The 26,861-nt window shown below is 59.7% G+C and carries 28 protein-coding genes; 15 read left to right on the top strand and 13 right to left on the bottom strand.

Translation table 11 applies throughout. From position 1 onward, the window contains the following. Positions 1-82: 82 nt before the first annotated feature. On the top strand, positions 83-1,627 hold the full coding sequence (locus DW870_RS04115; protein ID WP_117848348.1) for a helix-turn-helix domain-containing protein: 1,545 nt from the start codon (positions 83-85) through the stop codon (positions 1,625-1,627). A gap of 121 nt (positions 1,628-1,748) precedes the next feature. Next, on the top strand, positions 1,749-2,432 hold the full coding sequence (pyrE, locus tag DW870_RS04110) for an orotate phosphoribosyltransferase (protein ID WP_117848347.1): 684 nt from the start codon (positions 1,749-1,751) through the stop codon (positions 2,430-2,432). A gap of 516 nt (positions 2,433-2,948) precedes the next feature. Here the strand turns inward: pyrE and DW870_RS04105 are convergent. After that, positions 2,949-3,803, bottom strand: coding sequence for a MurR/RpiR family transcriptional regulator (locus tag DW870_RS04105; protein ID WP_117770249.1), 855 nt, complete (start codon positions 3,801-3,803; stop codon positions 2,949-2,951). 326 nt (positions 3,804-4,129) lie between these two features. Between DW870_RS04105 and DW870_RS04100 the strand changes: the two genes are divergently transcribed. Beyond that, a complete protein-coding gene (locus DW870_RS04100) occupies positions 4,130-4,666 on the top strand; it encodes a PTS glucose transporter subunit IIA (protein WP_022093778.1) in 537 nt (178 codons plus the stop codon). Between the two features lie 236 nt (positions 4,667-4,902). Further along, entirely contained in the window at positions 4,903-5,460 is a 558-nt protein-coding gene (locus DW870_RS04095) for a hypothetical protein (protein ID WP_117770251.1), read from the top strand. A 309-nt stretch (positions 5,461-5,769) separates the two neighbouring features. Here the strand turns inward: DW870_RS04095 and DW870_RS04090 are convergent, their stop codons facing one another. Together DW870_RS04090 and DW870_RS04085 are read right to left on the bottom strand one after the other, a co-directional pair. After that, entirely contained in the window at positions 5,770-6,438 is a 669-nt protein-coding gene (locus DW870_RS04090; RefSeq protein ID WP_117770252.1) for an HAD family hydrolase, read from the bottom strand. Positions 6,439-6,620: 182 nt separating this feature from the next. Further along, a complete protein-coding gene (locus DW870_RS04085; RefSeq protein WP_158556923.1) occupies positions 6,621-8,591 on the bottom strand; it encodes a PTS sugar transporter subunit IIA in 1,971 nt (656 codons plus the stop codon). Positions 8,592-8,892: 301 nt separating this feature from the next. On the opposite strand from DW870_RS04085, the gene DW870_RS04075 reads away from it, so the two are divergent. The 6 genes from DW870_RS04075 to DW870_RS09560 all read left to right on the top strand — a co-directional run bounded on the left by DW870_RS04075 (position 8,893) and on the right by DW870_RS09560 (position 13,000). Then, positions 8,893-9,234, top strand: coding sequence for a PTS sugar transporter subunit IIB (locus tag DW870_RS04075; RefSeq protein ID WP_117583652.1), 342 nt, complete (start codon positions 8,893-8,895; stop codon positions 9,232-9,234). Positions 9,235-9,246: 12 nt separating this feature from the next. Then, a complete protein-coding gene (locus tag DW870_RS04070) occupies positions 9,247-10,635 on the top strand; it encodes a PTS sugar transporter subunit IIC (protein WP_117770254.1) in 1,389 nt (462 codons plus the stop codon). Next, positions 10,628-10,960 carry a PTS lactose/cellobiose transporter subunit IIA gene (locus tag DW870_RS04065; RefSeq protein ID WP_117583650.1) on the top strand — a complete coding sequence of 111 codons (333 nt, stop codon included), beginning with the start codon at positions 10,628-10,630 and terminating at the stop codon, positions 10,958-10,960. Before DW870_RS04070 ends, DW870_RS04065 begins: the two co-directional genes overlap by 8 nt. An 89-nt stretch (positions 10,961-11,049) precedes the next feature. Further along, complete coding sequence (locus DW870_RS04060; RefSeq protein ID WP_117583649.1) at positions 11,050-12,582, top strand: glycoside hydrolase family 1 protein; 1,533 nt, start codon at positions 11,050-11,052, stop codon at positions 12,580-12,582. 9 nt (positions 12,583-12,591) lie between these two features. Beyond that, positions 12,592-12,858: an HPr family phosphocarrier protein gene (locus DW870_RS04055; RefSeq protein ID WP_117583648.1), complete on the top strand. Its 267-nt coding sequence runs from the start codon at positions 12,592-12,594 to the stop codon at positions 12,856-12,858. A gap of 19 nt (positions 12,859-12,877) precedes the next feature. After that, positions 12,878-13,000, top strand: a complete 123-nt coding sequence (locus DW870_RS09560; protein WP_255413495.1) for a hypothetical protein — start codon at positions 12,878-12,880, stop codon at positions 12,998-13,000. Positions 13,001-13,122: 122 nt separating this feature from the next. On the opposite strand, the gene hypE is transcribed toward DW870_RS09560, so the two are convergent. The 7 genes from hypE to trxA form a co-directional block, all read right to left on the bottom strand. Further along, on the bottom strand, positions 13,123-14,157 hold the full coding sequence (gene hypE, locus DW870_RS04050; RefSeq protein WP_117770256.1) for a hydrogenase expression/formation protein HypE: 1,035 nt from the start codon (positions 14,155-14,157) through the stop codon (positions 13,123-13,125). Between the two features lie 48 nt (positions 14,158-14,205). Further along, positions 14,206-15,318 carry a hydrogenase formation protein HypD gene (hypD, locus tag DW870_RS04045; protein ID WP_233504644.1) on the bottom strand — a complete coding sequence of 371 codons (1,113 nt, stop codon included), beginning with the start codon at positions 15,316-15,318 and terminating at the stop codon, positions 14,206-14,208. Next, positions 15,318-15,578, bottom strand: coding sequence for a HypC/HybG/HupF family hydrogenase formation chaperone (locus DW870_RS04040; RefSeq protein WP_055310039.1), 261 nt, complete (start codon positions 15,576-15,578; stop codon positions 15,318-15,320). Before DW870_RS04040 ends, hypD begins: the two co-directional genes overlap by 1 nt. 134 nt (positions 15,579-15,712) lie before the next feature. Beyond that, positions 15,713-18,184, bottom strand: coding sequence for a carbamoyltransferase HypF (gene hypF, locus DW870_RS04035; protein WP_117770257.1), 2,472 nt, complete (start codon positions 18,182-18,184; stop codon positions 15,713-15,715). 29 nt (positions 18,185-18,213) lie between these two features. Beyond that, entirely contained in the window at positions 18,214-18,726 is a 513-nt protein-coding gene (nikR, locus tag DW870_RS04030; RefSeq protein ID WP_118205863.1) for a nickel-responsive transcriptional regulator NikR, read from the bottom strand. Between the two features lies 1 nt (position 18,727). Then, positions 18,728-18,976, bottom strand: a complete 249-nt coding sequence (locus DW870_RS04025) for a hypothetical protein (protein ID WP_006235225.1) — start codon at positions 18,974-18,976, stop codon at positions 18,728-18,730. Positions 18,977-19,197: 221 nt separating this feature from the next. Next, positions 19,198-19,518 (bottom strand): thioredoxin, encoded by a 321-nt coding sequence (gene trxA, locus DW870_RS04020; protein ID WP_022093990.1) that lies wholly within the window; start codon positions 19,516-19,518, stop codon positions 19,198-19,200. 136 nt (positions 19,519-19,654) lie between these two features. Here trxA and DW870_RS04015 point away from each other — a divergent pair, with 136 nt between their 5' ends. Then, positions 19,655-20,230 (top strand): hypothetical protein, encoded by a 576-nt coding sequence (locus tag DW870_RS04015; protein WP_055285316.1) that lies wholly within the window; start codon positions 19,655-19,657, stop codon positions 20,228-20,230. Positions 20,231-20,304: 74 nt separating this feature from the next. Here the strand turns inward: DW870_RS04015 and DW870_RS04010 are convergent, their stop codons facing one another. Then, entirely contained in the window at positions 20,305-21,582 is a 1,278-nt protein-coding gene (locus DW870_RS04010) for a GHKL domain-containing protein (RefSeq protein WP_117770258.1), read from the bottom strand. Beyond that, positions 21,582-22,304 carry a LytTR family DNA-binding domain-containing protein gene (locus DW870_RS04005; RefSeq protein ID WP_117770259.1) on the bottom strand — a complete coding sequence of 241 codons (723 nt, stop codon included), beginning with the start codon at positions 22,302-22,304 and terminating at the stop codon, positions 21,582-21,584. The genes DW870_RS04010 and DW870_RS04005 overlap by 1 nt, the downstream gene beginning before the upstream one ends. A gap of 293 nt (positions 22,305-22,597) precedes the next feature. Here DW870_RS04005 and nadA point away from each other — a divergent pair, with 293 nt between their 5' ends. Genes nadA through DW870_RS03985 form a run of 4 tightly spaced genes read left to right on the top strand, consistent with a single transcriptional unit; the run spans position 22,598 to position 26,464 of the window. Further along, the gene (gene nadA / locus DW870_RS04000) at positions 22,598-23,623 is read left to right on the top strand and encodes a quinolinate synthase NadA (RefSeq protein WP_117876932.1); all 1,026 of its coding nucleotides are present in this window, start codon (positions 22,598-22,600) and stop codon (positions 23,621-23,623) included. A gap of 28 nt (positions 23,624-23,651) precedes the next feature. Continuing rightward, the gene (locus tag DW870_RS03995; protein WP_192923956.1) at positions 23,652-25,055 is read left to right on the top strand and encodes an FAD-binding protein; all 1,404 of its coding nucleotides are present in this window, start codon (positions 23,652-23,654) and stop codon (positions 25,053-25,055) included. A gap of 3 nt (positions 25,056-25,058) precedes the next feature. Further along, positions 25,059-25,919, top strand: a complete 861-nt coding sequence (gene nadC / locus DW870_RS03990; protein ID WP_035136620.1) for a carboxylating nicotinate-nucleotide diphosphorylase — start codon at positions 25,059-25,061, stop codon at positions 25,917-25,919. Then, entirely contained in the window at positions 25,919-26,464 is a 546-nt protein-coding gene (locus DW870_RS03985; protein ID WP_117876929.1) for a transcription repressor NadR, read from the top strand. Before nadC ends, DW870_RS03985 begins: the two co-directional genes overlap by 1 nt. A 143-nt stretch (positions 26,465-26,607) precedes the next feature. Here DW870_RS03985 and DW870_RS03980 read toward each other — a convergent pair whose 3' ends face one another. Beyond that, complete coding sequence (locus DW870_RS03980) at positions 26,608-26,793, bottom strand: DUF362 domain-containing protein (RefSeq protein WP_006235216.1); 186 nt, start codon at positions 26,791-26,793, stop codon at positions 26,608-26,610. Positions 26,794-26,861 lie beyond the last annotated feature (68 nt).

Below are 26,861 nucleotides of genomic sequence, written 5' to 3'. Positions count from 1 at the left end.
GCATTTCGAGCCTGGCTTCGATATTGAGACTGGTTCTTTATTAAAATAGATTTCCAGACAATTGAGCTGCTGGGGGTTAACCATGAGGGGCATGGGAGACACAACCGCATATTTGCGTCGGGGCATTCGGGAGATTATATGCCTGGCGCTGTTCTTCTTCACGTTTTTGGCGTGCGAGTATCTTTTTGATGTGCGCATAGCCGAGTTCGTGCCATCGAGTGAGGTCGTCATCTACGAGAGCATCGTTGTCGGCGCGAGCGTGATTGGCTTTTTCGTGCGCCCATTTCTGTACTATCGCCTTCCCCAGACGATCGATGCGACGAGCGATATTACAGGCGTGCTGTTGGTATCGGCGTTGCTGCTGATGATTACGGCAGTGCGGTTTGAGGTAGTAATTGCCGGCGGCCTGGTGGCGTGCTGCGCCCTGGGCTATTGCGGATCGACCGCCCATGCCAATCTTGCGCGGCGTTTTGCGCAGACGCCCTGCCTGGCGCGCGCCGCCGCACTTTCTTACGCCATGGGCGTTCTGGTGCAGGTTCTCAACCACATGGTGATGCCTGTCGGCATTCCTCAGCAGGCTGTTCTGGTCGTCTGTGCGATCGCGCAGGTGGCGTTGCTCCACGGTGCCCGATGCGCCAAGCTGCGCGACGAGTCCGATCCCAACTTTGAACCCAGTGCTGCCGGGCTTTCGGTAGATGCTCTGGAATATGGCGCCAAGTGGCATGACGATCCCGAGGCAAAGGCGGCATTCCGTCGCGCCGTAGTTCGCCTGACCGTGGCGACGGCGTATCTTTCCAGCGTATTCGCCGCTCTCAACGCGGGCTTCACGACCCTGCATGCTGTCGGAGCCGTCGATTTGGGCGATTGGCCGCGCCTGCTGCTTGTCGTGAGCTCGTTGGTCGCTGGCGCACTATTTGACCTGCACGGCCGCTCGTATATGAATATCGGCATGACATGCGCCGCCATACTGTCCACGCTTTCGTTCTTTGTGCTCATCGTCGATGGCAATGGCGGCAACGAGCTTGCTGCCACGATCATCTTTTATCTGGGCTCGGGCTTTTTCGTGGTGTTCTTTACCACAAAATTCGCCGCCGTCTCGCTCTATGCGCGCTGGTCATATTTTTGGCCGTGCATGGGTCGCGTCGTCAACAACGTGTGCTCGATGCTCGTGACGGCGCCGGCGGTGGCGATCATCTCGAGTCAAAACGTGCTGGCTGCGGTCGGTGCGGCGCTCGTGATGTTTGTGGGCATTGCGATTACGCTGCTGGGGCAGTTGGGGCAACGAGCCGATGATGCCGTGATGCAGGATGGCCTGCCGCTTGCCACCGACGATCTTGGTGGGGATCTTGCGCCCACATGTTCCGACCCCGAGCCCGTGGAGGCAGCGGAGCTCACGTCCGATGAACGCCTCGATGCTTTCGTCGCCACCTTTGGGCTTACAGAGCGCGAGCGCGATATTCTTGAGGTCTTGGTCGTTTCGGACCAGAGCGTTCAGGACATCGCCACAACGCTCTTCCTTTCGCGCTCCACGCTCTATCGCCACATTTCCTCAATCAACAAGAAGACCGATACCGCCTCGCGTGTGGCCCTTATTAACTTCTTCTGGTCCTGGACGCCCAAGGACTAGCGTATGAGCCGCCGCCCAGTTCCTTACTCTAACGGGGGGATGTGGCCTCAAAGCACGCCCACATCGACGCCTCGCCTGCGCTAAACTGAAGAGCACGTACGCAATTACGAGAGGAGCCCGCATGGAGGCTTACAAGCAAGAGTTCATCAAGTTTATGGTTGAGTCCGACGTTCTTAAGTTCGGCAGCTTTACGCTCAAGAGCGGCCGTCAGTCCCCGTTCTTTATGAACGCCGGCGCTTACGTGACGGGCTATCAGCTCAAGAAGCTGGGCGAGTATTACGCCCAGGCCATCCACGATAACTTTGGCGACGACTTTGACGTCCTGTTTGGGCCGGCCTACAAGGGTATTCCGCTGGCTGTTGTTACCGCAATTGCCTACCACGAGCTGTACGGCAAGGAGGTCAAGTACTGCTGCGACCGCAAGGAGGCCAAGGACCACGGTGCCGATAAGGGCAACCTGCTGGGTTATGAGCCCAAGGACGGCGACCGCGTGGTCATGGTCGAGGACGTTACCACCAGCGGCAAGTCCATCGACGAGACCTATCCCAAGGTCAAGGCTGCTGCCGATGTCGAGATCAAGGGCCTGATCGTGTCCCTCAATCGCATGGAGGTCGGCAAGGGCGGTGTGACCACCGCTCAGAAGGAGATCGAGGCAAAGTACGGTTTCCCCGTCGCGAGCATCGTTTCCATGGCCGAGGTCGTCGAGACCCTCTACAACCACGAGATCGACGGCAAGGTTGTCATCGATGACGAGCTCAAGACCGCCATCGACGCCTACTACGAGCAGTACGGAGCTCGGGAGTAGTAGTTACGCGGTTTTACCAAATCGCGTAACGGCTCGACGCTGCGCGGGCCGCATTTGGACAATCTGACGTTCAACTTCAAGGGCGCGACCGAAAGGTCAGCGCCCTTTCGTTTCACGTCACCTTGCCTCAAATGCGGCTCGCTCGCTGGCGTTGCCAAAACATCGGTGTTGCCGTGGTAATCATTGGGGACGTTCTTGTTTGACTAGTCGTTTAAGAACGTCCCCAATGACTAGTCAGAAACGAGCGTGGATAATCTCCCGGTTTTGGCTCGGTGACGGCCTCAAAGTGGGAGATTATCCACGCTCGTTGGATAGGTGTCCGAAAATCAACGCTCATTCGGTTGGCGCAGGGGCAAGCTGTTTTCCGCTGTGGTGCCACATGTGAGCCTGGCCTCCTGTGCCAGATTCTAATAACGAGTTTACGGAATAAATAGTTATTAGAGCTGAAATGGCCGACCTAATGACGAGAAGTCGTTATTAGGTCGGCCATTAGTCATTGAGGACGTTCTTAAATGACTACTTGAGCCCGGGCAGGCGGGTGTAGGGGAACGAGCGCTCCAGGAATTCGGCGCAGCGGGCGTAGTCTTTGGCGAAGTAGCTGCTGTAGAGCGAATCGAGCACGTATTGCACGGCGATGTGGCTTGCGAACTGCGTGATGCGGTGCGTCATGCTCTCGTGATCGCTCACCGTAAGGTAGGCGGCAAAGCCGGGGTGAATGCGCGCGCAGTAGGGCGTGCCGATGATGATGACCGGGACATGCCGGCTGCTGAGGATCGGCAAGATTTTCTTGAGGTTGGGCGCAAGGCCGCTGTAGGAGATAACGATTGCCGCGCGGTCTGAATCCGAGGTAAGCGCCGTGCGCACCTGTGCCTCGATGTTGCCGTAGCATGTGGCGCTCTTGCCGGCGGAGAGCAGGCGGTCGCGGAACATTCCCGCTGGATAGAGGTTGTGCGAGCCCGTGTAGATGTCGACCTGTCGGGCGTTCGCGATGAGCTTGGCGGCGTGGTCGAGCTGCGTGGGGTCTAGCAGCTCCTGCGTTTCGGCCAGCGTGGTCTGGTAGAGCCCCTCCATGCGCTCCATAACCTGCGCAGGCGTGGAAGTGGCATCGAAGGGAAAGTTGATATCCACGTCGCGCCGGTTTCCCGCCTCGCTTGCTAAGCGAATAAGCTCGACCTTGAGATCTTTGAAGCCCTCGAGGCCGAGCTTTTTGCAAAAACGGTGCACGCTCGCAACAGAAACGTTGGTGCGCGCGGCAAATTCCTTAATAGAAAGCCCGCGGATGTCCTCGCCGATGGCAAGGGCTGCAATGCCGAGTTGTTGCTCGGTGGGGGTGAGGCCCTGCGCCTCGGTGATCTTGCGTTTGATATCCATGCGAACTCCCACACTCGCCAAACCTACCAAAAAGGGATGGGTTTATTTTGGCACGTTTCGGTCGGTATCAGGAAGTGTCAGGGACGGGGCGGCGGCAGGACTCGAGAGCGAAAAGAAGTATCTGGCTTGGTGCGCCCGCTTCTGCTCGTCCCGTGCGCAGGCGATACTCGGCTTATCGACCCGCGATGCAAAGGAGATGCTCATCCCACGAGCACTACCGGGAAGGGCTTGCGATTCGAGCCCTCGCCTTAGTATTTTGGTCATTTAGCACTATAATCACCATAGGGATGCGCATAACGTTGCGCTTAATCAAGAGGAGAAAACGTATGGGTCTGTTTGACATGTTCAAGAAGAAGGCTGAGCCCGCGGCTGCCGCTGCCCCGGCCTCCATCTCTGCTTCTGCCGGCGCCGACGTGCTGTGCTCGCCCGTCAAGGGCAAGGTCATCAAGATGGCCGACGTGCCCGATCCCGTCTTTGGTGGCGAGGTTCTGGGCAAGGGCTGTGCCGTGTGGCCCGAGGATGATCTGGTCTACGCTCCCTGCGACGGTAAGGTGACCGTCACCATGGGTCACGCCGTGGGCCTGCAGTCCGATAGCGGCATCGAGGTTCTGGTGCACGTTGGTGTCGATACCGTCAACATGAACGGTGACGGCTTCGAGGGCTTCGTCAAGGCTGACGACGTCGTGAAGGCCGGCCAGCCCATACTCAAGATCGACCGCGCCAAGATCGCTGCCGCCGGTTACAAGGACTGCGTCGTCGTGGCCGTGTCCAACACCGCCGAGTTTGCTGACGTCGAGCTCGCCGTCGAGGCCGAGTCTGCCGTCGCCGCCGGTGACGCCATCGTCAAGGTCGTCCGCAAGTAAACTGCGGCATCCAAAGGATGTGCAAGGGTGGTCGGGTTTTCCGGCCACCTTTTTTATTGCACCGCGGGGAAGCGTTTTATTGCACGTTTGGCGGGTTTGCAAACCGTTCGGACGCTAAAACGAACCGACCGCGCCTTCGCGTTGCCGAGGGTGTTCATAAGTGGATAGTATGGGCTTACTTATTACAACGTGTGCCGCGTCCGGGAAGCGCGGTGCCGCTCATTGGGAGGAACAACATGAAAAAGAAGCTGCTGCTTGCGCCCCTCATGGCCGTCTTGGTTGCATGCGTGGTCGTGCTTTCCGGTTGCGGAGGCCCTTCGGTTGAGGAACTCATCACCGAGGATCTTACGACGCAGTTTGACGAGGTCAAGAACGGTGGCGACGACTTCCTCTCTGGTCTGGAGGAGGCTTCGGGCGACGAGTTCGAGCAGCTGGGTATCGATCCCAAGGAGTATGCCAAGACCTATCTCGAAGGCTTTGACTACAAGATCGGCGACGTGACGGTCGACGAGGACAAGGGTGTCGCGACCGCCGAGGTCTCCATCACCTGCAAGTCCATGAACAAGATCGTCGAGGACTTCTCCACCCAGTATCAGGAGAAGGTCGCCGCGCTTGATGCGGTTCCTTCCGATGACGAGCTGTATAAGATGGCCGGTCAGGTTATGGTCGATGTGACCAAGGCCACCGAGCCCAGGAAGACCACGGTTATCTTCAAGTACACCTGCAACGACGACGGCGAGTGGTCTGCCGACGACTCCGTCAACTCCGAGATGATGGATGCAATGCTGAGCTAGTTCGTTGCGGCGTTTTACCAAACGCCGCAACTGCTCGACGCTGCGCGGTCACCAGAGCGACAACTTGTCATTCAAAGAGGACGGCATGACCAGAAGGTCAATGCCGCCCTCTTTTCATGCCAATTTGTTCGCTCTGGTGACCGCTCGCTGTCGTTGCCAAAACATCGGCGTTGCCATGGCAGTCATTGGGGATGTTCTTAAATGACTAGTCGTTGGTGACGTTCTTGTTTGACTAGTCGTTTAAGAACGTCCCCAACGACTACTTTCCGCGCAACGGTATTGCGGCGGCTGGGTTGAGCAGCACCAGCGTTACTCGCCCAGAATCAGCGCCGTGAGCTCTGCCTGGGTGTCCACCACGTAGTCGGCGCCGGCGGCTTCCAGCTCTGCGCGGCCGCGGAAGCCCCAGCTGACGCCCGCGCTCTTAAGGCCGGCGTTGTGGCCGGTCAGGATATCGACATTGGAATCGCCTACGTAGAGCGTGGTCGTTGGGTCGGCGCCCAGCTCTTCCATCACATGCAGCGTAACTGGCGCCTCGGGCTTGGGGGGAAACGCATCGACGCGGCCCTGCACCAGCGCAAAGCGCTCGGAACCAAAATACTTCTCGATAAGCGGAGCGGCCGAGACGTGGTCCTTGTTGGTGAGCACGGCAAGCTGCACGCCCGCGGCACGCAGGCGGTCGAGCATCTCGATTGTGCCGGCATAGGGGGCGGTGTGGTCCTCCTTGTGCTCGCCGTAGTAAGCCCTAAACTCGGCAAGCGTCTGCTCAAACATGCGGCCGTCGCCCGCATACTCGGCGGGCATAAAGCGCTCAACCAGCTTGAGCATGCCGTTTCCCACCTTGTAGCGGTACTCGTCGACGGCAAACGTAGGCCAGCCGTGCGTCTCGCAGGTATGGTTGCCGGCGGCCGCCAGGTCCTCGAGCGTGTTGAGGATGGTGCCGTCCAGATCAAAGATCACATGGGAAAAGGCTGCTGCCATGAAAGCTCCCGTCGTTGGGTTTAAAACGCACCTCATAATACTGGGCTTATGCGTTGGGCGTGCTTGGAATCTGAACATCTCCAGGGATATCAGGTGACATCGCGCCAATCATGCGATTCCGCCCTAGCAAATTCTCGACAGCTGCTTTCCCACGAGCATGTCGAGAATGCGGGTCGAGCCCTCTACCCGATATCATGCGTAAGCGCAGCCAGAAACTCCTCGAACGTGTCGGTCTGCATGAGCCTCATCGTTGTCTCTACCGAGGAGAACACCTCGATAATCAGGTCGAGCACATCTCTAAAGAGCCCCATGTCTTCCTGCGCGATGCCTATAAGCAGCACAAACCGCACGTCGTGGCGTCCCCAGGGAATCGAGGCGTCATTGTGGGCCACGGCGATAAACGAGCGCTCGGGATATACCGAGATCGCGTGAGGCATGGCAAGGCTGTCGGTAAACGCCGTCGACGAGACACTCTCGCGCAGATGCACGTCAGCGATATACTCGGGCGTTGCGAGCCCCTGAGCGGCCAAAAGCTCTCCCATTCGGTCGATGCAGCTTGTGGCGTCGTTTGCGTCTACGTTGCGCATAAACAGCCCCGGCTGTAGCAGGCGCCCCAAAAGGCCCTGGGCATAGAGGCGCCGCCGTTGCTCTTGGATAGCGCAAAGCCGGTCGCGGATCTTTCGCACGTTTTGCTTAGTGAGGATTGGCCCAATCAAGATCTTGGTGCTGCCGCCGCAAACCGGCACGTCGATCGTTGCAATCACCACATCGCTCTCGGGAGGATCGGCCAGGTAGCCATCACAGCTCATCACGGCAACAACACTTATGTCGTCGCCAAACTCGGACTTGAGGTCGTCGACGAGCCTGCGTGCAAAATCGTGATACTCCTCGATAATCACCGTGCAGGTGATGGCACCGTCGGGCGCAGAGAACTTCTCAAAGTAGGCGCCGATGTGAAAGGCGATAAACGCGATTTCGTTCTCGCCTACCTCAACATTCATGGCGGTCGAGAAACGGTGGGCGATATAGACCGCCATGTCGTAGACCGGTGCGTGTTCGCTTTTGATTTGCGCGGCGAGCGGGTTGGGGTAGCTTACGTGGTAGACGGCGCGCTGGTAGGCGTTAAACATATGCAGGACGAGCTGCAAGCGCATAGGCTCGTCGATAAAGCGCGGCAGGTTGTAGCGCTCGCCACACTCGTCGAGAATCCCCAGGACCATGTCCATAAAATCGCGGTCGATGATGCTTGCGAGCTTCTCGCGGTTGAGGTCGCCAAAATCGCAGCGCTCGACGGAAAGCGCCAGAAGCAGCAGGATCTGCTGAAAATCGGCACGCGGGACGGCGCAGCCAAACTCCTTCTCAAAGTAGGCGGCGATGCACTGGGCGCAGCGCACAATCTGCTCACGCTGCCCAAGCTGCGCCACCAGGCCGTCTCCGTCGATGGGGCCGTCCACCTCGCTGAGCTCGTTGTTCGAGGTGAGCCTGATAATGATCACCAGCAGGTGCATGAGCAGGTTGGAGAACGCGTAGTTGTTGATAAACAGGTCCGAGCGCTGACAAATCTCGACCAGGCTCGAGAGGATTCCTTGCACATCAAAGCCGGGAAACATGTTCTCGAGCGTCTTGGTCGAGGTGAAGTAGCCATAGGAGTTGTGCGTGGCTATGTGGCCGAGAAGTTTGCGCTTGTCGGCCTCACGCCCCGTGAGCGTCATGCGGTAGTCATGTGTCTCGATATTGAGGTCAAACTGTCGCACGAGCGCCCGCGCCTGCGGCATCACGGAACTCTGAAACGTGCTTTCGCTGATAAAGAGCTCGTCGGACACATCGAAGACGGAGAGTCCGTCGCGCGCGTTCACAAGGCGCGAGATGGTGAAGTCGCGCCGCGAATCGCTGCCAGCGGGGACGATATCGGCGTTGCCGAGGAGGGAGGCCGGGGCATTGCCGGCGGCCGACGTTGTTGCAGCAAGACGATACCCCTCTTTAGATGATTCGATATGTCGTGTACCGGCCTCGTTGACCTCGGCAACATAGTTGCGGATGCTGCGCTCGCTTGCGCCCAACAAGCTGGCGAGCATAGAGGAAGATATCCAGGAGCTGCTGTTTTCGAGCACATTGATCATGCGGTTGATGCGGTTCTGCTTGGCGCTCGACATGGTTTTCTCCCAGAGATGATCGGCAGATAGGGTGTACCGCCCCATGGTATCTCAGGGAAAGACGGGGCGTCTTTTTCAATTTGCCGCCCAAGCGGAAAACCGCCCGGCTTGCCGCGCAAGCGGAAAATCTGCCGCCTTGCCGCCATGCGGCAAAAAGACGGTTGGCGGCAAGAACCCTCTGCCGCGTATAGTGCGGTCACGGTCAAGGGCGGCCGGGTCGACACGGACGCTCAAGAACATGGCGGGGACTGCGGCGGCATCGGAGCTGCCTTGGGCCCGCTTATTGGGAAAGGAGTACCCCATGGCAGACGAGAACGGCACCGTCCGTATTCTCCTCGCTTGCGGCATCGGTGCCTCGACCGGCTTTATGGCGGCGGGCATGCGCAGGGTCGCAAAGTCCAAGGGCCTTGACTGCACCATCAATGCGGTCAGCAAATCTGAAATTATGGACTATGCCGATAAGATCGATGCCCTCCTCTTGGGGCCGCATTTTGCCGCCGAGGTTCCGGCGACGCAAAAAATGCTTGAGCCTTACGGTGTAAAGGTAATGTCAATCGACCCTGATTATTATGCGTCGCTTGATGGCGAGGGGATTCTCGAAGATGCCTACGATCTTCTCGACATAGATTTTGATGGCGAATAGGGTGTGCTTGATATGTCTAATGTGATGGAAAAAGTCCAAGGGAGCATCGAAAAGAACGTTGTCCCCGTTGTCAATAAGCTTACGTCGAGCTATTGGTTTGGAATCGTTGCCAATGCCGTTTTGTATATCGTTCCGTTTACAATGGTCTCGGCAATTCCGAGCCTTTTTAATGTGGTTCGTAATTTTGTGCCCGCTCTACCTGACCTGTCAGCGCTTAATACCTACTCGTTTGGTCTCGTAGGAATGTTCATCGCTTTTATCATTCCTCACAGCGTCTGTGTCAAGGAGGACGATAAAGGTAGGGCCCTGATCGCTGGCTTTACCGGCGTCGGCGCTTTTATGCTGTGCATGAATCCCCAGACGGTCGATGAGGGCATGGCCTTCGAGATGTGGAAGTTCGGCTCGAGCGGCATGTTTGCGGCTATGGCAGTGGGTATCACGGTCGGTGCAATCTACAAGTTCGCAGCGCATCATAGCTTCTTCGGTGAAGAATCGGTTATCCCTGATTTTGTTAAAAGCTGGTTCGACAGCATTATCCCAATTTTGCTGAGCCTTACAATTGCGTTTCTGCTGACGTTTCTTGTTCGAATTGATGTCTTTACCGTAATTGCGCTGATTCTTTCACCCGTTACCAGTTTTGGCCAGTCTCTCCCCGGCGTTGTGTTTATGGCTTTGGTGATGGACGTGTTCTACTTCTTTGGTGTTTCGGGCTGGGCGTTTATTTCGGTGACGCTTCCGATCACCCAGGGTGGTATGGCTGAGAATATGGCTGCAGTTGCCGCGGGGGCTACGCCGACCAACATCAATGCGTATGGCCTTTCGCGCTACTACATGATTGGCGGAGAGCTCAACACTTTGCCTCTGGCGTTTATGATGCTGTTCTCGAAATCCAAAAAGAACCGCACGCTCGGTAAGGCGACGTTCGTGCCGTCCCTCTTTAATATCAATGAGCCTCTGGTTTTTTCCACTATCGTTAATAATCCCTATCTGTTCATCCCGGTTATTCTTCAAGCTATCATTCTGCCCGCAAATGCCTATCTGTGGCTGCAGTTCGACTGGGCAAGTCTCCATACCCAGATGTTTGCGATGAACTTCCTTCCCAACGCGGTTTCGGCTTACTTCCTTTCCAACGGAGATTTTCGCAACGTGGTGCTTGTCGTGGTGAACCTGATTCTTGCGGCAATCATTTGGTATCCCTTCTTTAAGGTTTTCGACAAACATGCCGCAGAGGACGAGCAGAAAAGCGAGGCTGAGCGCGCTGCGAAGAAGGCGGCAAAACGTGTCGCTCGTGAGGCAAGGAAGGCTGCAAACATTTCCGAGACTGCTTCTGAGAATGGTCCATCCGAAAAAGTTGTGCTGGCAGCTGCAGATTCTACAACGACGGGAGCGAACGATGAGTGACGCAATTGACATCAGCGCTGTGGCTATGGAAGTCATTTTAAATACTGGTGACGGTAGGACTTGTATTGACCAGGCGTTGGATAGCTTGGCGGAGTTTGATTTTGATGCGGCAGAGGAGCACCTTGCCCAAGCGGATGCAAAGATTCTGACCGCGCATAAAGTGCAGACTGCCACGATTCAAGCCCAAGCGGCAGGTGAGGAAGTCGAGTACTCGTTGCTTTTTACGCATGCTCAGGACACTCTCATGACCATTAGTGCTGAACTTCATATGGTTAAAAAGATGATGCCGATTGTGCGCGCACTGGCTATCCGCGCCGGTCAGTAATTCGAATCTTCCAATTGGTTGACGCGAGGGAGATTGCGACAAAGGTCTCCCTCTATTTTTAAGAACTCCATCTTTAAGGAACTAGATTTATGGATACTGTTAAGAAGCAGAGCGCATTTCCTGATGGCTTCCTCTGGGGAGGAGCAACGGCTGCAAATCAGATTGAGGGTGCGTTTGATGAGGGGGGTCGCGGGCTTGCAACCTCTGATTTCGCTCCGTTTATTTCTCGCGAGGCGAATCGTGGATATGAAGGTCAGCCTCTCCCGCATAATTCCGTTACCGCCGAGATGTTGGAGCAAATGAAGCTACATCCCGAGCAATACAATCTTCCCAAGCGTCGGGGAATCGATTTTTATCATCGCTATAAGGAGCAACTGGCCGAGATTGCGGGTATGGGATTTAAGGTTTTCCGCATGTCGATCAGCTGGAGCCGCATTTTCCCCAACGGTGACGATGCTCAGCCAAACGAGGTCGGTTTGGCTTTTTATGACCGCGTGTTTGATGAATGCCACAAGCTCGGTATGGAGCCAATGGTGACGCTGTGCCACTTCGATACCCCGCTTCATCTTGCCGAAGCATACGGTGGTTTCAAAAGCCGCCACACTGTCGAAGCATTTGAGCGTTATGCGGAGACTTGCTTTAGGCGTTACAAGGGGAAAGTTAAATACTGGCTTACGTTCAACGAAATCAACAATGTTCTTACCAATCCTTTCACCTGCAGTGGCGTCATTATGAGCGAAGAGGATTCTAAGACTCCGGAGAATCCGTATCGCGACAATTGGGAGCTTAAGTATCAGGTTTCCCATAATCAATTTGTTGCGAGCGCCAAGGCCGTTATGAAGTGCCACGAAATTGATCCGGATGCAAAGATCGGAAACATGCTCTGCCGACTCGAGAACTATGCTGAGACCCCCAAGCCCGAAGATCAGCTCCAGGTTCTGTTCGAAGACCACTTCAACTGGTTCTACAGTGACGTCCAGGCTAAAGGCGAATACCCGTATTACATGGATCGTTTCTTTGATGAGAACGATATTCATATTGATATGCAGCCGGGTGATGCTGGGGTGCTCAAGTCGGGTACTGTCGATTTCGTAACGATCAGTTACTACATGACCTACATCATGCGCTATAAGGGTGAGCCGGTCCCCAAGCCCTCGGGCTCTTTGGTTACGGCAATTAAAAATCCCTATCTTGAGGCGTCGGAATGGGGATGGCCTATCGACCCCATTGGTTTCCGTATCACTCTTAATCATATTTACGATCGTTACCATTTGCCTATTTTTATCTCTGAGAACGGTCTTGGAGCCATAGATGAGCTCGACGAGAATGGATATGTCGAGGACGACTATCGTATCGACTATATGAAGCGCCATGTCGAGCAGCTCGCTGAAGCAATTAAGGATGGTGTGGATGTATTTGGTTATGCGTGGTGGGGTCCGATTGATCTGGTAAGTTCCGGAACTTCCGAGGTAAGCAAACGATACGGCTTTGTTTCGGTCGATGTTGACGATTTTGGCAATGGAAGCATGGCGTTGGGGCGAAAGAAGTCCTATTTCTACTACAAGAAACTCATCGCCAGCAACGGCGCCGACACCGCAACCGATAACATCGTGGTGGAGTAAGGAGTAGAGATGGTTTCCAAGACGACGGTCGTCAAGAATCCGAGCGGCATCCACGCGCGCCCTGCATCGCTGTTTGTGCAGGAGGCGAGCAAGTACGAGAGCTCGATCACCGTTGGTAAGGTGGGCGGAGACGCCAAAGACGCCAAGTCGATCCTGATGGTTATGAGCCTGGGAATGGCCTGTGGTTGCGAGATTGAGATTGCAGCCGACGGCGCCGACGAGGCGGCCGCCGTCGATGCCCTCGTGGCGCTAATCGAGAGCGGCTGCGGGGAGTAGGCGGGCAAAAGCCACGTCGATGCTCGTTACCTTGCTGCCTATCATGGCGCTTGGAGGCATCGGCGACGTTCGCCAGATTCTCATACAGCTGGGCGTGAGCGTCTCGCTCGTACTGCTGACGTATCCAAAGTTCCGAGTGTAGATAACGGCAAAGCTCGCAAATGCAAGGACCCCCGCGACCGATTCAACTCGGTCGTGGGGGTCTCTTGTGCTGAGCGATCAAAAGCGCATTGTTCAAAGCGCGGTGGCGCACGGATGCCGTCGTTAGCAAATTCTCGGCAGCTGCTCTCCCACGAGCATGTCGAGGATGCGGGTCGAGCCCCAGCCGGTGCGCACACGCACGGCGGGACGGGCGCCCTCGGCAAGTGGCAGCACGCGACCGATGATGGCGGCGTTTTCGCCGTAGTGGGCGGCGCGCATGGCGGTTAGAGCCGCATCGGCCTGCTCGGCCGGCACGACGGCAACCATCTTGCCCTCGTTTGCCACCTGCAGCACATCGTAGCCGAGCATCTCGCAGGCGGCCTGCACGTCGGGACGCACGGGCACGGCATCCTCGTCGACCTCCATGGCAACGCCGCTGGCCTGCGCAAACTCGTTGAGCGTCGAGGCCAGGCCACCGCGCGTGGGGTCGCGAAAGCAACGCGTGCCGGGCGCTGCGGCCAGAACGTCGGCAATCAGGTGGTTGAGCGGTGCGGCATCGCTTTCGATCGTGCTCGAAAACGCCAAGCCCTCGCGCTGGCTCATGATGGCGATGCCGTGGTCGCCCAGTGTGCCCGACACCAGGATGACGTCGCCGGGCCGGCAGTTTGCGCCACTGAGCGCCACGCCCGCGGGTACCTCGCCCACACCGGCGGTATTGATATAGACGCCGTCGGCCCCGCCGCGCTCGACCACCTTAGTGTCGCCCGTGATTATGGACACGCCCGCTTCGTGCGCCGTTTTGGCCATCGTCTGCACAATCTGGTGGAGCTTATCCATGGGATAGCCCTCTTCGAGGATGAAGCCGCACGATAGGTAGCGCACGTTGGCGCCCGAGGTCGCGACATCGTTGACGGTTCCGCACACGGCGAGGCGGCCGATGTTGCCACCGGGGAAGAACTGCGGCGAGACTACAAAGCTGTCGGTCGACATGGCGATGCGCCCGCTCGCGGGCAGCGTGGCGACGCCGGCGTCGTTGCCTTCGAGCAGCTCGGGCGACCCAAAGGCATCCAAAAAGACCTCATCGATGATGCGTTTCATCATCTGGCCGCCGGAGCCGTGGCCCAGCAGGACGGTGCTATCGGTAACGCTATGGGACATATCGAAAACTCCAATCGTGGGTGGTGCCAGTGTGCGGGTGCGTCCGGACTAGTTACGGTAGCGGTAGTACGCCGCGCAGCTGCCCTCGGAGCTCACCATGCACGGGCCGACGGGGTGCTCGGGCGTGCAGGTGCGGCCAAAGAGCGGGCAGCTGCTCGGCGTAATGGCCCCGCGCAGCACGTCGCCGCAGCGGCATCCACGCGGCTCGACCGTCGCCTCAACGGGCACGTCAAAGCGAGCGCGGGCATCAAAACGCAAGAACTCGGGGCGGATGGAAAGGCCCGAGTTGGCAATCGGCCCCAGACCGCGCCACGTGGTGTCGCATGGTTCAAACACCTGCTCGACCAGCTGGCGCGCCACGGGATTGCCGTCTGCGTTGACGCCACGGCGGTAGGCGTTGTCAATCGCCGGCCTGTCCTCGACAACCATCTGGACCAGCATGCAGATGCCCTGCAGGATATCGACCGGTTCAAATCCCGTGACCACGCCCGGGGTATTGAATTCGTCGACCAAAAAGCTAAAGGGCGCCAAGCCCGTGATGGTGGCGACGTGGCCCGGTAGGATAAAGCCGTCGATGGTGGTCTCGGGGTCGTTGGCGATGGCGCGCAACGCCGGCGGCGTGGTCTTGTGGGCGCAATAGACCGAGAAGTTCAAAAGCCCGCGCGCCTCGGCCTCCAAGATGGCGGCGGCGATGGTGGGCGTCGTAGTCTCAAAGCCCACGCCCATAAAAATGACCGGGCGATCAGGGTTTTGCTCGGCAATGTCGAGCGCGTCGAGCGGGGAATAGACGATGCGGATATCGCGCCCCGCCGCCTTTTGCGCAGCGAGCGAGGTGGATGATCCGGGCACGCGCATCATGTCGCCAAAGGTGGTGATGATGGCGCCGTCTATGTTGGCGAGCGCGATTGCGTGGTCGATGTCGCGGTTGGCGGTGACGCAGACGGGGCAGCCCGGGCCGCTCAGCAGCTTGAGCCCGGCCGGCATAATGGAGCGAAAGCCATAGCGTCCGATGCTCACGGTATGCGTGCCGCAGACTTCCATAAGGTTGATGGTGCGGTCGCCGACAAGCTCATGAATGCGCTCGATGAGCTCGCGAGCCAGCTTGGGATCGCGGAATGCCGAGAAATCGATACCGGAGCGCGCCGGCTGCTCGGGCGCCACTAGTAAGCCTCCGCCGGGTTGGTGGTCAGCTGGTCTTCTTCGACCAGCTCGGACATGGCATTAACAAGCTCGAGCGTTTCCTGTGCTTCCTGCTCGTCGACAATCTGGATGCCAAAGCCGGCGTGTACGAGAATATAGTCGCCAACCTGCGCCGTCGGCACGAGTCGCAGCGACACGGGGCGCTCGATGCCCATCATGTCGACGGTGGCCTTGAGGTCGTCGTCGCGTTTGACTACTTTACCGGGAACGGCAAGGCACATATTGTTCCCCTTTTATACGCTTTGCGCTGGACGGGCGCTCAATAATCCATCAGTTGATGGTAGCGCTCGCGGGGTTCGCGGGCAAACGCGTTACGCCTGTGAGACGGCTGGGCGCGGCGGCGTGCGAGGGCGAGCTACTGTGATGCAATCTGCGCAAGACGAGTGCGTGCGACTGCTGCCTGACCGTAGGCGATGCAGCCGTCATTGACGGGTACGGTGTGGGGGACAAGGACAGTAAAGCCTGCGCTTTTGAGCTCGCGGGTGAGAAGCTGAAGCAGAAGTCGGTTCATGAACACGCCGCCCGAGAGCGCGACGGTGTCGATGCCCTCGTGCACGCAGATATCGCTGGCGATGCGCGCCGAGGAGCGCGCGACGGCGACATGGAAATCGAGTGCGAGCCTGTCGGCGGGCGCTCCGGCTTCAATTCCTCCCAAAAGTGCCTCAAAGAGCGCTTTCTGGTCCAGAACATCGGGGCCGTCCAGCCGCGATGGGTCAGATGTGGAATAGCCGGCATTGTCGTCGGGAAAATGGACGCCTTCGCTGTCGAGCGCGCGCCAGGCGGCGGCTTCGAGCTCGATGGCGGGTTCGCCCTCGTAGGTTGCCTTGTCGCAGATGTCCAGAATTGCTGCCGCGGCATCAAAGAGACGCCCCATGCTGCTGGTACGCGGGCTGTTGATGCCGCGCTCGATCATGGTGGCTGTCACGCTGCGCGTTTGCTCGTCGAGGCTGCCCAAAAGCCGAGCGGCACCTGGGTGCTCGAGCAGGCCGAGCTCACTGAGCAGGGCAAAGGCGTTGCGGCGGGCGTCGCGCACGGAGGCCGCCCCACCGGGGAGCGCCCAGGTGCGCAAATGCGCGGTGCGCTCAAAGCCGCCAAGGCTGGCAACAAGAAACTCGCCGCCCCAAATGGTCCCATCGGTGCCGGCGCCGGTGCCGTCAAAGGCGATGCCAAGGACGCGCGCGTCGGTTGTAAGCTGGCCCGCGGCGATGGCTTCGGCCATTACGCTCGCGATATGCGCATGATGGTGCTGCACCTCGACGAGCGGCAGATTGCATTTTCGCGCCTGCTCGCGCGCCCACTGGCCCGATAGATAACTGGGGTGTACATCGCAAGCCAAGGCGGCGGGCGCCAAATCAAAGAGATCTTCCAAGCGCGTGCGCGCAGCGTTCCAGGCATCGAAGGTCCCGCCGTTTTCAACATCGCCGATATGCTGCGACACAAAACAGGTCGCCTCGCCGTTCGTCCCTTCACGCGTGAGCGCAATCGTGGCCTTTTGTTGTGGCCCGCAGGCGAGCACGCAGGACGGAGCGCGGTCGAGCGCCGGCAACGGCAGCGGCTGGGGTGCATATCCGCGAGCGCGGCGAACGGGCATAACGGCGCCGTTGACCACGCGCACCACGGAATCGTCATAGCGCGAGAGAATCGCTCGATCGTTGCCGAGCAGCGCGTCGGCAATGCCGGCGGCAACGAGGCGCTCCCAGGCAAGATCGTCATCGGTCTCGATGGGCTCTTCGCTCAGGTTGCCGCTGGTCATGACGAGCGCGTGCATACCGCAGGCTTCTGCCACGGCAAGCAACAGATGTTGAAGCGGCGTATAGGGGAGCATAACGCCAAGCTCGGGCAGGTCGCGCGCGACGGACGGTGCGAGTACGAGGGCGTCGGAAGAATCGCCGTCGTTCCCGCAAACAGCCCGCCGGCGCAGCAGCACGATTGGGCGGATACTGCCAGCGAGCAGATTGCGTTCAGCATCGTCGATATGACACAGGCGCCCGGCATCGGCAAGACTGCGCACCATGACGGCAAGCGGCTTATTGCTGCGACGCTTGCGACGGCGCAGCTCAGCCACCGCCTGCTCGTTGGCAGCGTCACAGGATAGATGGAATCCGCCCAGGCCCTTGATGGCGACGATGCCACCGCTGGCCAGCAGCTCAACACAGCGGTCGATAATGGCGTCGCTGGCCTCGCGTGTGGTGCCGACGGCCAGCGACGCGGCGGCTTCGCCCGGCCCATCGCCCACGCCCGCTTCGCGCCACGTAATATGCGGTCCGCAATCAAAGCAGGCATCGGGCTGCGCGTGAAAACGCCGGTCGAGTGGGTCGGCATACTCCGCGGCGCACTTGGGACACATGGGAAAACGGTCCATCGAGGTAGCCGCTCGATCGTAAGGTAGCGAGCGGATGATGGTAAAGCGTGGGCCACAGTTAGTGCAGTTGATAAAGGGGTAGTGATAGCGTCGGTCGGCGGGATCGAACAACTCGCGCAGGCAATCGTCACAGGTGGCGATATCGGGCGAGACGAGCGTCGTGTGCGCGGTCTGGTCCTGCGATGCTACGATGCGAAAGCCCTGTTCATTGGCAGCGCTCCAGCCGCCAGGCCCCAAATCCGCAATATCGACTCGCTCAACGCGGGCTGCCGCAGGCGCATGCTCAGAAAGCGCGGCAACAAAAGCATCGAGCGCATCGGCCGGAGCGTGCGCCTCGATATGCACGCCGTCGCCCGCGTTGAGCACCCAGCCGCAAATGCCGTGCGCCATGGCCTCGCGATACACAAACGGCCGCATGCCGACGCCCTGCACAATGCCCGTTACATGGATATGCGCATGTCGCATGCGACCCTCCTTCGTTGAAATGTGTGCTGTTACAGCCCCAGGCTCTGCTTGGTGGCGGCGCACGTGAGCTCGCCGTGCTTAACGCCGCGCAGGCCCAGCAGGCGGTCGGCTAGTTCGTAGACGCGCTCGCCGCGACCTTTGAGCGCCAGGATCTCCAAGCAGTTGTGGTGATCCAGATGCACGTGCATGGTCGATACGATTTCATCGGTGTAGTCGTGCTGCACCTCGTCCAGGCGGCGCGTCAGGTCGCCGGTGTGATGGTCGTAAATCATGGTGAGCGACCCGATAACGTGCTCATCGGGCGTGCGCATCTGCTCCTTGGCGATCGAGGCGCGAATCAGGTCGCGCACGGCCTCGGATCGGTTGGCCACGTCGCCGCGGCGCGCGATCTGCTCGTCAAAACGGCGCAGCAGGTCGTCGGGTGCGGTAACCGAAAAGCGGACCAGCTCGGAGCCGGAGCCACTACAGTGGCAGCCTGCGTCGCCGTCCGCCCCGTGCGGATGCTCGTGCTCGTACCCGCAGCCGTGCTCATGTTCGGCCACGTTACACCAGCTTCACGGAGCCGACGGAGTTGTGGTCGGCCTCGATGGCTTCCTCGTAGCCCTCGAGCGCGTCATGCGCCTCGTGCAGCGCGGCCATGGCGGCCTCGAGCTTGGCGCCGATGCGCTCCATGTCAAAATTCTCGGTCGCATGCAGCAGCTGATGGCTCCACTCATGAGCGAGCTCGATGGTGTCGTCGACCTGTTTGACGCTCATGGCAAGCTGGCTCATGTTCATTCCAACATCATGCATGGAAAATCTCCTTTTGTATGGGGCAGTTCAGTGGTTCAGATTTTACTACGCCCGCTCTGCGCGCAGCTGCATAAGAAAACGGGTACGAGTCTGTGCGACCCGCACCCGTTCACTGGGGGCTGTTTGTAACTACCATACTATCCGTGGTCGTCCGCGCCGCGCCCGGCAGTCCGGCGAGCGGTGCAAAACCGCTCATGGACGGCGGGTAAGTAACAAGCGTATTACAGATGCTTCTCCAGCAGCGCCTGCAGCCTCGCCTTGGGCAGAGCGCCAACCGAGCGGTCAATCTCCTCGCCGTTCTTAAACACAATCAGCGTGGGGATGCTCATGACGCCATACTTCATGGCCAGGTCCTGGTTGTCGTCGACGTTGCATTTGGCAACGGCAAGCTTGCCCGCCAGCTCATCGGCAACCTCGTCAACGATGGGCGAGAGGGATCGACAGGGCCCGCACCACGGTGCCCAAAAATCGACCAGCACGGGCAGGCTGTCGTTAACGATGGAATCGAAGTTCTCGGGGGTAATCTGATTAATGTCAGCCATGGTGACCTCCATAATGCGACGCGGTCCGGCCGCGTAAAACTCAGTACGACCGTGCTTATACCCAGCCGCCCGCAAAGCAACCACTCGCGGGCGGCTCTTTTATATAATGGTGGGCACGCAAACGATTGGAGAGCGCATGCCCACGTCACAAAGCCAGAAAAAAGAAGCCATCGCCCAGGCGGCCGAGCAGGAGCTCACATCGCTTGCGGTCCGTGGCGTGCGTATCGCGGGCAACGCGTGCTCGCCGATCGTGCTGGTCAAAGGCGATTTGGACGAGGCCGAGCGTTCGGGTGGCGAGCTTGCTGCCGGCCCGGATGGCGCGGCGTTACGCAAGGCGCTCGGGGCCATCGGCTACGCGCCCGAGGATTTTTGCGTGCTGGCAAGCGTCGCCGGCGTGGGTGACGGAGCGGTCGCGGTGGGCGAGACTCTGCCGTGCGAGCTGTTCCGCGAGGCGCTTGAGGCTTTGGACCCCGAGGCAGTGCTACTGCTCGACAACAACGCGGCTGACGCCATGCGCGAGACCTACGCCGATATGCTCGTGGCGATCGATGACTTCGACACCGCCATGCTCAAGCCCGGCCTGGTCGCCCATGTGCAGGGCCGCCGCGTGCTCGCGCTCGACGGCTTTGAGGCGGCACTCACCGACAAGGCCGCTAAGCAGCGCATGTGGGCCTACATCAAGCAGCTGACTCCGGCGGCCGCCCCGCTGTAGCGAGCCCGCGTCGACAAGCGACCCCGAGCGGGCGAGCCGTACCCGCGGAACGCAAATCCGTCGCGCCCGCGCCCTTACATCACAGCGCGCAGCTCAAACCGATCGCCGTTAATGCGGAACTGACAGTTGCCGTTCATGCGCTCCACGGCAAGTTTGATGCTCTTGGTGCCAAAGCCGTGGCCCGCATGCCGGGTCACGGGCATGCCGTCGACCATGCGCGGCGCGCGGTCAAACGTATTGGAAACTAACAGCAGCAGCTGGCCGTCCTCTAATCGCAGGTCAAAGTCGACGAATCGCTTTCCTTGGGGTGCGGCGCTTGCGGCGGTGATAGCGTTTTCCAAGGCATTTGAGAGCACGCTAAACAGGTCGGCGTCACCTACATGGATGGTTTCGGGCACGGCGGCGCGCAGGTTGGCGGTAATGCCGTTTCTATTGATTTCCGAGTTAAATGACGAAAGCGCAATGTTTACCGTTTCGTTGGCGCAGAAGCGGCGTACGGCGGTGCGGTCGCCGGCTTCGCAGAGTTCATCGATGCGTTTGAGCGCCTCGTCGGTGTGGCCCTCCTCAATTAAAGCGGCCAGGCCGCGTAGGAAGTGGCGCATGTCGTGGCGAAGAATCGACAGCTCGCGCCCAGATTGACGCCAGGCCTCGAGCTCTTTAATGGCGGCGCTGTCGCGGGTTTCGAGCATCCAGCGCTCTCGCTCGGCGGTTTCCTTTTCTTCGTATTCGCGCAGGTAAACGGCAAGAAACATAAGATAGAAGGCACAGAGCGCAAAGGCCAAAAACTCAACCGTCACCACCGAGCCCGAGTGGAACAGCGTGGTGTAGACGTTGGTGGCGTAGTCAAAGACGTAATAGACGAGCGGCAGGATTAAAAGGATGCCCAGCTCGGTGGTGCTTTTAATCGCCAAGCGTGGACCGATGTCGCCGGCCCAATGCAACAGGACGGCAAAGACGGCGAGTGTGGTCGCGATGCGCGCCAGATAGTACGCGATCTGAGAATCGGTTGCGGCAAATGCGGCGATGCCCATCCAATTGCTGAACTGGCAGCTCAGATAGGCGCTCGTAATGCCGAGCACGGCAAGCAGCGGGCTCAGGCGGTAGCGCGCGCACAAATAGATGACGAGCGGCAGATGCACGACGAGCGGATAGACCTGACGGGCAAAAAGCTCTCCGCCGACGGCATTGGCGAGGCCAAATGCGCATCCGGTTGCGGCTCCGACCCCCACCAACTCGAGCGCATGACGCCGGTTGATCTCGACACCGCACAGCGCCGCCGAGGCAAAGACGCCAAAGAGCAGCGTCGTGGCGTGGTGGATTGCCCAAAGGACCATTTCGACCGAGGAGACCATCAGTGTCTCCCGCCCTCAAAGCGCACCGCAAAGTAGGCGTCTTGGAATCCCTGCTTGCAGCTGCGCGACAGCGGAATGCACGCGCCGGAGCGCATGACGATGTCCGTGCGATCGAAGTGGTCGATGTTGCGCAAGTTGACCTGGTAGCTACGGTGGCATTTAAAGAAGGTGGCATTTTGCGCCAAACGGTCCTCGACGCTGCGGAACGATTCGAGTGCCTCGATATCGCGTCCGTCGCGCAGGTGGAAGACCACGTGCTTGTTGCGCGCCTCGGCATATTCGATGTCGGACAGGCGCAGGGCGTGGTAGCCAAAGGAAGTTTTAATCACGAGCTCGTCGGTTGCCGCCGGGCGCATGCTCGAAAGCTCGTCGAGTAACTGCGCCAGGCGTTCGTAAGTCACGGGCTTGAGCAGATAGTCGAAGGCACGGACCTCGTAGGACTCCAGTGCGAACTCGGGCGACGAGGTGAGAAACACCAGGCGCACGGCGGTGTCGGCCTGGCGCAGTTCGCGTGCGGTGTCCATGCCGTTGACGAGCGGCATGATCATGTCGAGCAGAATGATGTCGGCGCGCGATGCGGCATGGCGGGCCAGCAGGTCCTCGCCGCGCGTGACGAGCGCAACATCGACCGCCGTGCCCGTCTCGGTCGACCAACGGTCGATCATCCGGTGCAGTCTATCTAGAAAAGCGACATCATCGTCGCAGGCAATAATCTTGAGCATTCTGAGCCCCCTTAGTAGTTCGATTTTGCCACATTGGGTGCGGACCGCTCGCGGAGGCGTGTCCCATTTGCGCCCCACGTCGCGCAACTCGCGCCGAGCGGTATTGCGGTGGCGAAAGATGCCTCCTGCGCTATCGAGAACTCGGCTATCCATAGCTTGCCGGTTCGAAAATGGACCTGCCACATGATTGAATCTTTATTTCAACTTTACACCTAGGTTTACAGCTGTCTTGTCAGCTGTAAACCTAGGTGTCATACTAAAGCCCCAAGATTCGCCAAAAGAGAGGGGCCTTGATGGCACAGAGCGCGAACATGGATGCATCGGAGCTTGCACGCGATATCGCGGCCGGCCTGGCATCGGCAACGACGGCAACGGAGCGCGCGGCACTGGTGCCCGCAGAGCTCGTCGAGGCCATTCAGCAACTAAAAACCCAACGTGACGCGGTGATCCTAGCGCACTATTACGTGGCGCCCGAGGTCCAAGCCGTTGCCGATTACGTTGGCGACAGCTTCTACCTGGCAAAGCTTGCCAAGAGCCTGCCGCAACAGACTATCGTGCTGTGTGGCGTGGAGTTTATGGGCGAGAGCGCCAAGCTGCTCAACCCCACCAAGACCGTGCTGCTGCCCGAGCCGGGCGCGGACTGTCCCATGGCGCACATGGTCAAGCGCGAGACGGTCGACGCGGCGCGCGCCGAGTACGGCGACGACCTGGCTGTCGTCTGCTACGTCAACTCCACGGTCGAGATCAAGAGCTGGAGCGACGTGTGCGTCACCAGCTCCAACGCCGTTAAGATCGTGTCCGAGCTGCCGCAGCAGCATATTCTGTTCATTCCCGACCAAAACCTGGGCCGCTTCGTAGCCGAGCAGGTGCCGCAAAAGCACGTCATCCTCAACAACGGCTACTGCCCGCGTCATCACATCATCACCGTCGAGCAGATCGTCGACGCGCAGGAGGCGCACCCCGACGCGCTCGTGCTGGCGCACCCCGAGTGCAAGGCCGACGTCCTGGCCGAGGCCGACTACATCGGCTCTACTGCCGGCATCATCAAGTATGCCGAGGAGTCCGACGCGAGCGAGTTCATTATCGTGACGGTCCGCGGCGTGCTCTACGAGCTCGAGCGCCGCTGCCAGGGCACCGGCAAGAAGTTCTATTTCCCCGCGGTGCAGCCCACCTGCGTCAACATGGACCTCATCACGCTCGAAAAGCTCGTGCGCTGCCTGGAGACGGGCGAGGGCGAGGTGCAGATCGGCGTCTCGGACGAGGCAGCAGACCAGGCCAAGCTCACGCTCGACCGTATGCTCGAGTACGCAGCACGCTAGAACAATGTTGCATGAGGGACGGTCCCTTATGTCACATTCAAGGGAGAGGATTCCTGTGGAAACCAAGCAATACCCCGATATGGAGTGCGACGTCGTCATTGCCGGCTGCGGCGTGGCGGGTCTGTACGCGGCCCTCAATCTGCCGACGAGCACGCGCGTGATCATGCTCTCCAAGGGCGCGGTCGATGAGTGCGATTCGATGCTCGCGCAGGGCGGCATCTGCGTGCTGCCCGAAGGCTCGGACTACGATGCCTTCTTTGAGGACACCATGCACGCCGGCCACTACGAGAACCGCCGCGAGAGCGTCGACATCATGATTCGCTCGAGCCGCTCGGTCATCAACGACCTGCTAGCGATGGGCGTGGATTTTGAGCGCAAGGCCGACGGCAGCCTCAATTTTACCCGCGAGGGCGCGCACAGCCGTCCGCGCATTGCCTTCCATGCCGACATTACGGGCAAGGAGATCACGACCAAGCTGCTCCAGGCCGTTCGCAAGCTGGACAACGTGCAGATTTTGGAGCACGTGGCCATGACCGACATCCTGACCGCCGAGCGCGATGACGCCACGGTGTGCACCGGCGTCGTCGCCGTAGCCGTGGACGAGGACAACTCGGTTCGCCCCGCCGACGAGCTGGCAAATGCCGCTGAGGGCGTGCATGCCGGTAAGCCGTTTAAGATCCATGCCCGCCACACGCTGTGGGCGACGGGCGGCATTGGCGGCGTCTACGACCACTCGACTAACTACCCGCAGCTCACGGGCGACGCCTGCTACATCGCTCAGGAGCATGGCATTAAGATGGAGCACCTGGACTACGTGCAGATCCATCCCACGGGTCTGTTCTCGCCGCAGCCGGGTCGCACGTTCCTGATCAGCGAGAGCTGCCGCGGCGAGGGCGCGATTTTGCTCAACGCCGCCGGCGAGCGTTTTACCGACGAGTTGCAGCCGCGCGACGTTGTCGCCGCCGCCATCCGCGAGCAGATGAAGCAGGATGACACCGAGCACGAGTGGCTGAGCTTTGCCCCCGTCGAGCGCGACGTGGTGACCGGGCACTTCGCCAACATCCGCGCGCGCTGCCTGGAGGACGGTCGCGACATCCTGGATGAGCCCATTCCCGTTACGCCGACGCAGCACTACTTTATGGGCGGCGTGTGGGTCGACAAGGACGGCCGCACCTCGATGCCCGAGCTCTACGCCGCGGGCGAGACGGCCTGCAACGGCGTTCACGGCAAGAACCGCCTTGCTTCAAACAGCCTGCTCGAGGCGCTGGTCTGGGGTCGTCGCGCCGCGTGGTATATGCGTACCGGCGAGTCGCTGGCCGTGGAGCAGGCGGGCGATCCCGCGCTCGATGGCCGTCATCGCGCCCTGGGCGCCGACCCTCTGGCAATCGATGATTTGGCCCGTGCCGCCGGCACGCAGGCCGTGGAGGAGTAGACCATGAATCCCATTACCATGAAGCTCGTCGTCGATGATCTGATTCTGCAAGCTCTGCGCGAGGACATTACGTTTGAGGACGTGAGCACGGCGAGCGTGTGCCCCACGGCGCGTCCCGCCACGGTGGAGCTTATCGCCAAAGCCGATGGCATCATTGCCGGCCTGGATGTGTTCGCTCGCACCTTTGAGCTGCTGGATTCGCAGAGCTCGGTGCTGTTTGATGTTGCCGACGGTGACGAGGTGCATGCCGGCGACCACGTGGGTCAGGTGCGCGGCGATGCGCGTGTGCTGCTTTCGGGCGAGCGCGTGGCGCTCAACTACCTGCAGCGCATGAGCGGCATCGCTACCTATACGCACAGCATGGCCGCGGCGCTCGAGGGAACCAAGACCGTGCTCGTCGACACGCGCAAGACCACACCGGGCATGCGCGTGTTTGAGAAGGCGGCGGTTGAGATTGGCGGCGGCAGCAACCACCGTTACAACCTGTCGACGGCCGTCATGCTCAAGGACAACCACATCGATGCCGCCGGTGGCGTGACGCGCGCGATCGAGATGGCGCGCGCCCATGCATCGTTTACCACGACGGTCGAGATCGAGTGCGAGAACCTGGACATGGTGCGCGAGGCCGTGGAGGCCGGCGCCGACATCATCATGTTCGACAACATGACCCATGACGACATGGCCGCCGCTATTGAACTTATCGCCGGCCGCGCCAAGACCGAGTGCTCGGGCAACGTGGATGCCAGCAATATCCGCGCGCTTGCCGACCTGGGCGTTGACTTTATTAGCTCGGGCGCCCTGACGCACTCCGCGCCGATCCTCGACCTCTCGCTTAAGCACCTGCGTCTGCTGGACGGTAAATAATGAACGCCCGCGAGCGTCGCCGTGCCATCATGGCCGTGCTCGAGGGGGCCAAGGGGCCCGTATCGGGCAGCGCGCTTGCCCGCGAGGTGGGTGTGAGCCGCCAGATCGTGGTGCAGGACATCGCCCTGCTGCGCGCCGATGGGCACGATATCGTGGCGACCAACCGCGGCTACGTGCTGCAGGAGGCCCCCAGCAGCCCCGCCGTGCCTACGCGCTTGGTCAAGGTTCGCCACAGCGTGGAGCAGGCAGGCGATGAGCTCACGAGTATCGTCGACGCCGGCGGCGCCGTGCTCAACGTGATTGTCAATCACCGCGTGTACGGTAAGATTACGGCCGACCTGGACATCCGCAATCGTCGCGATGTCGAGCGCTATCTGGAAGGCATTGCCAGCGGCAAGAGTTTTCCGCTGCTGACGGTGACGAGCGGCTATCACTTCCATCGCATCGCGGCGGAAGACGAGCAGACCCTCGACGAGATCGAGGCCATGCTCAAGGAGAAAGGCTACTTGGCTGACCTCATGCCCTACGAAGACGACCTATCGTAGCCGATGCTGCAAACGCCCCTAAGCGGCAATCTGCAGCGGTGCCAAATTAGTTATCCGCACAAACAAAAAGGAGGCCTTCGCGGCGATGCGGAAGCCTCCTTTTTTGTGCACGGTGTACTTTTGAGTGTGCAAGTGGGGAGTTGTTACTCCTCGACGATCTCAGTGATCGCGCCAGCGGGGCAAGCGTCCTGGCAAGCGCCACAGGCGACGCAGGAGTCCTCGTCAGCGACGGTAGCGACGTCCTGGAGCTCCAGAACGCCAGCGGGGCAGGAGTCGACGCAAACGCCACAAGCGATGCACTCGTCGGCATCAATTACGGGATGAGCCATGGTAGTTTCCTCTCTGTTGACCGACGCTACAGGCGATGCGCGCCGGTTTGATTCGGGCAAAAACATAC

The organism is Collinsella sp. AM38-1BH, assembly GCF_003467545.1.
Lineage (GTDB): Bacteria > Actinomycetota > Coriobacteriia > Coriobacteriales > Coriobacteriaceae > Collinsella.
Note: the sequence above shows the minus strand (reverse complement) of the source record. Positions and strands in the feature narration are given on the sequence as shown.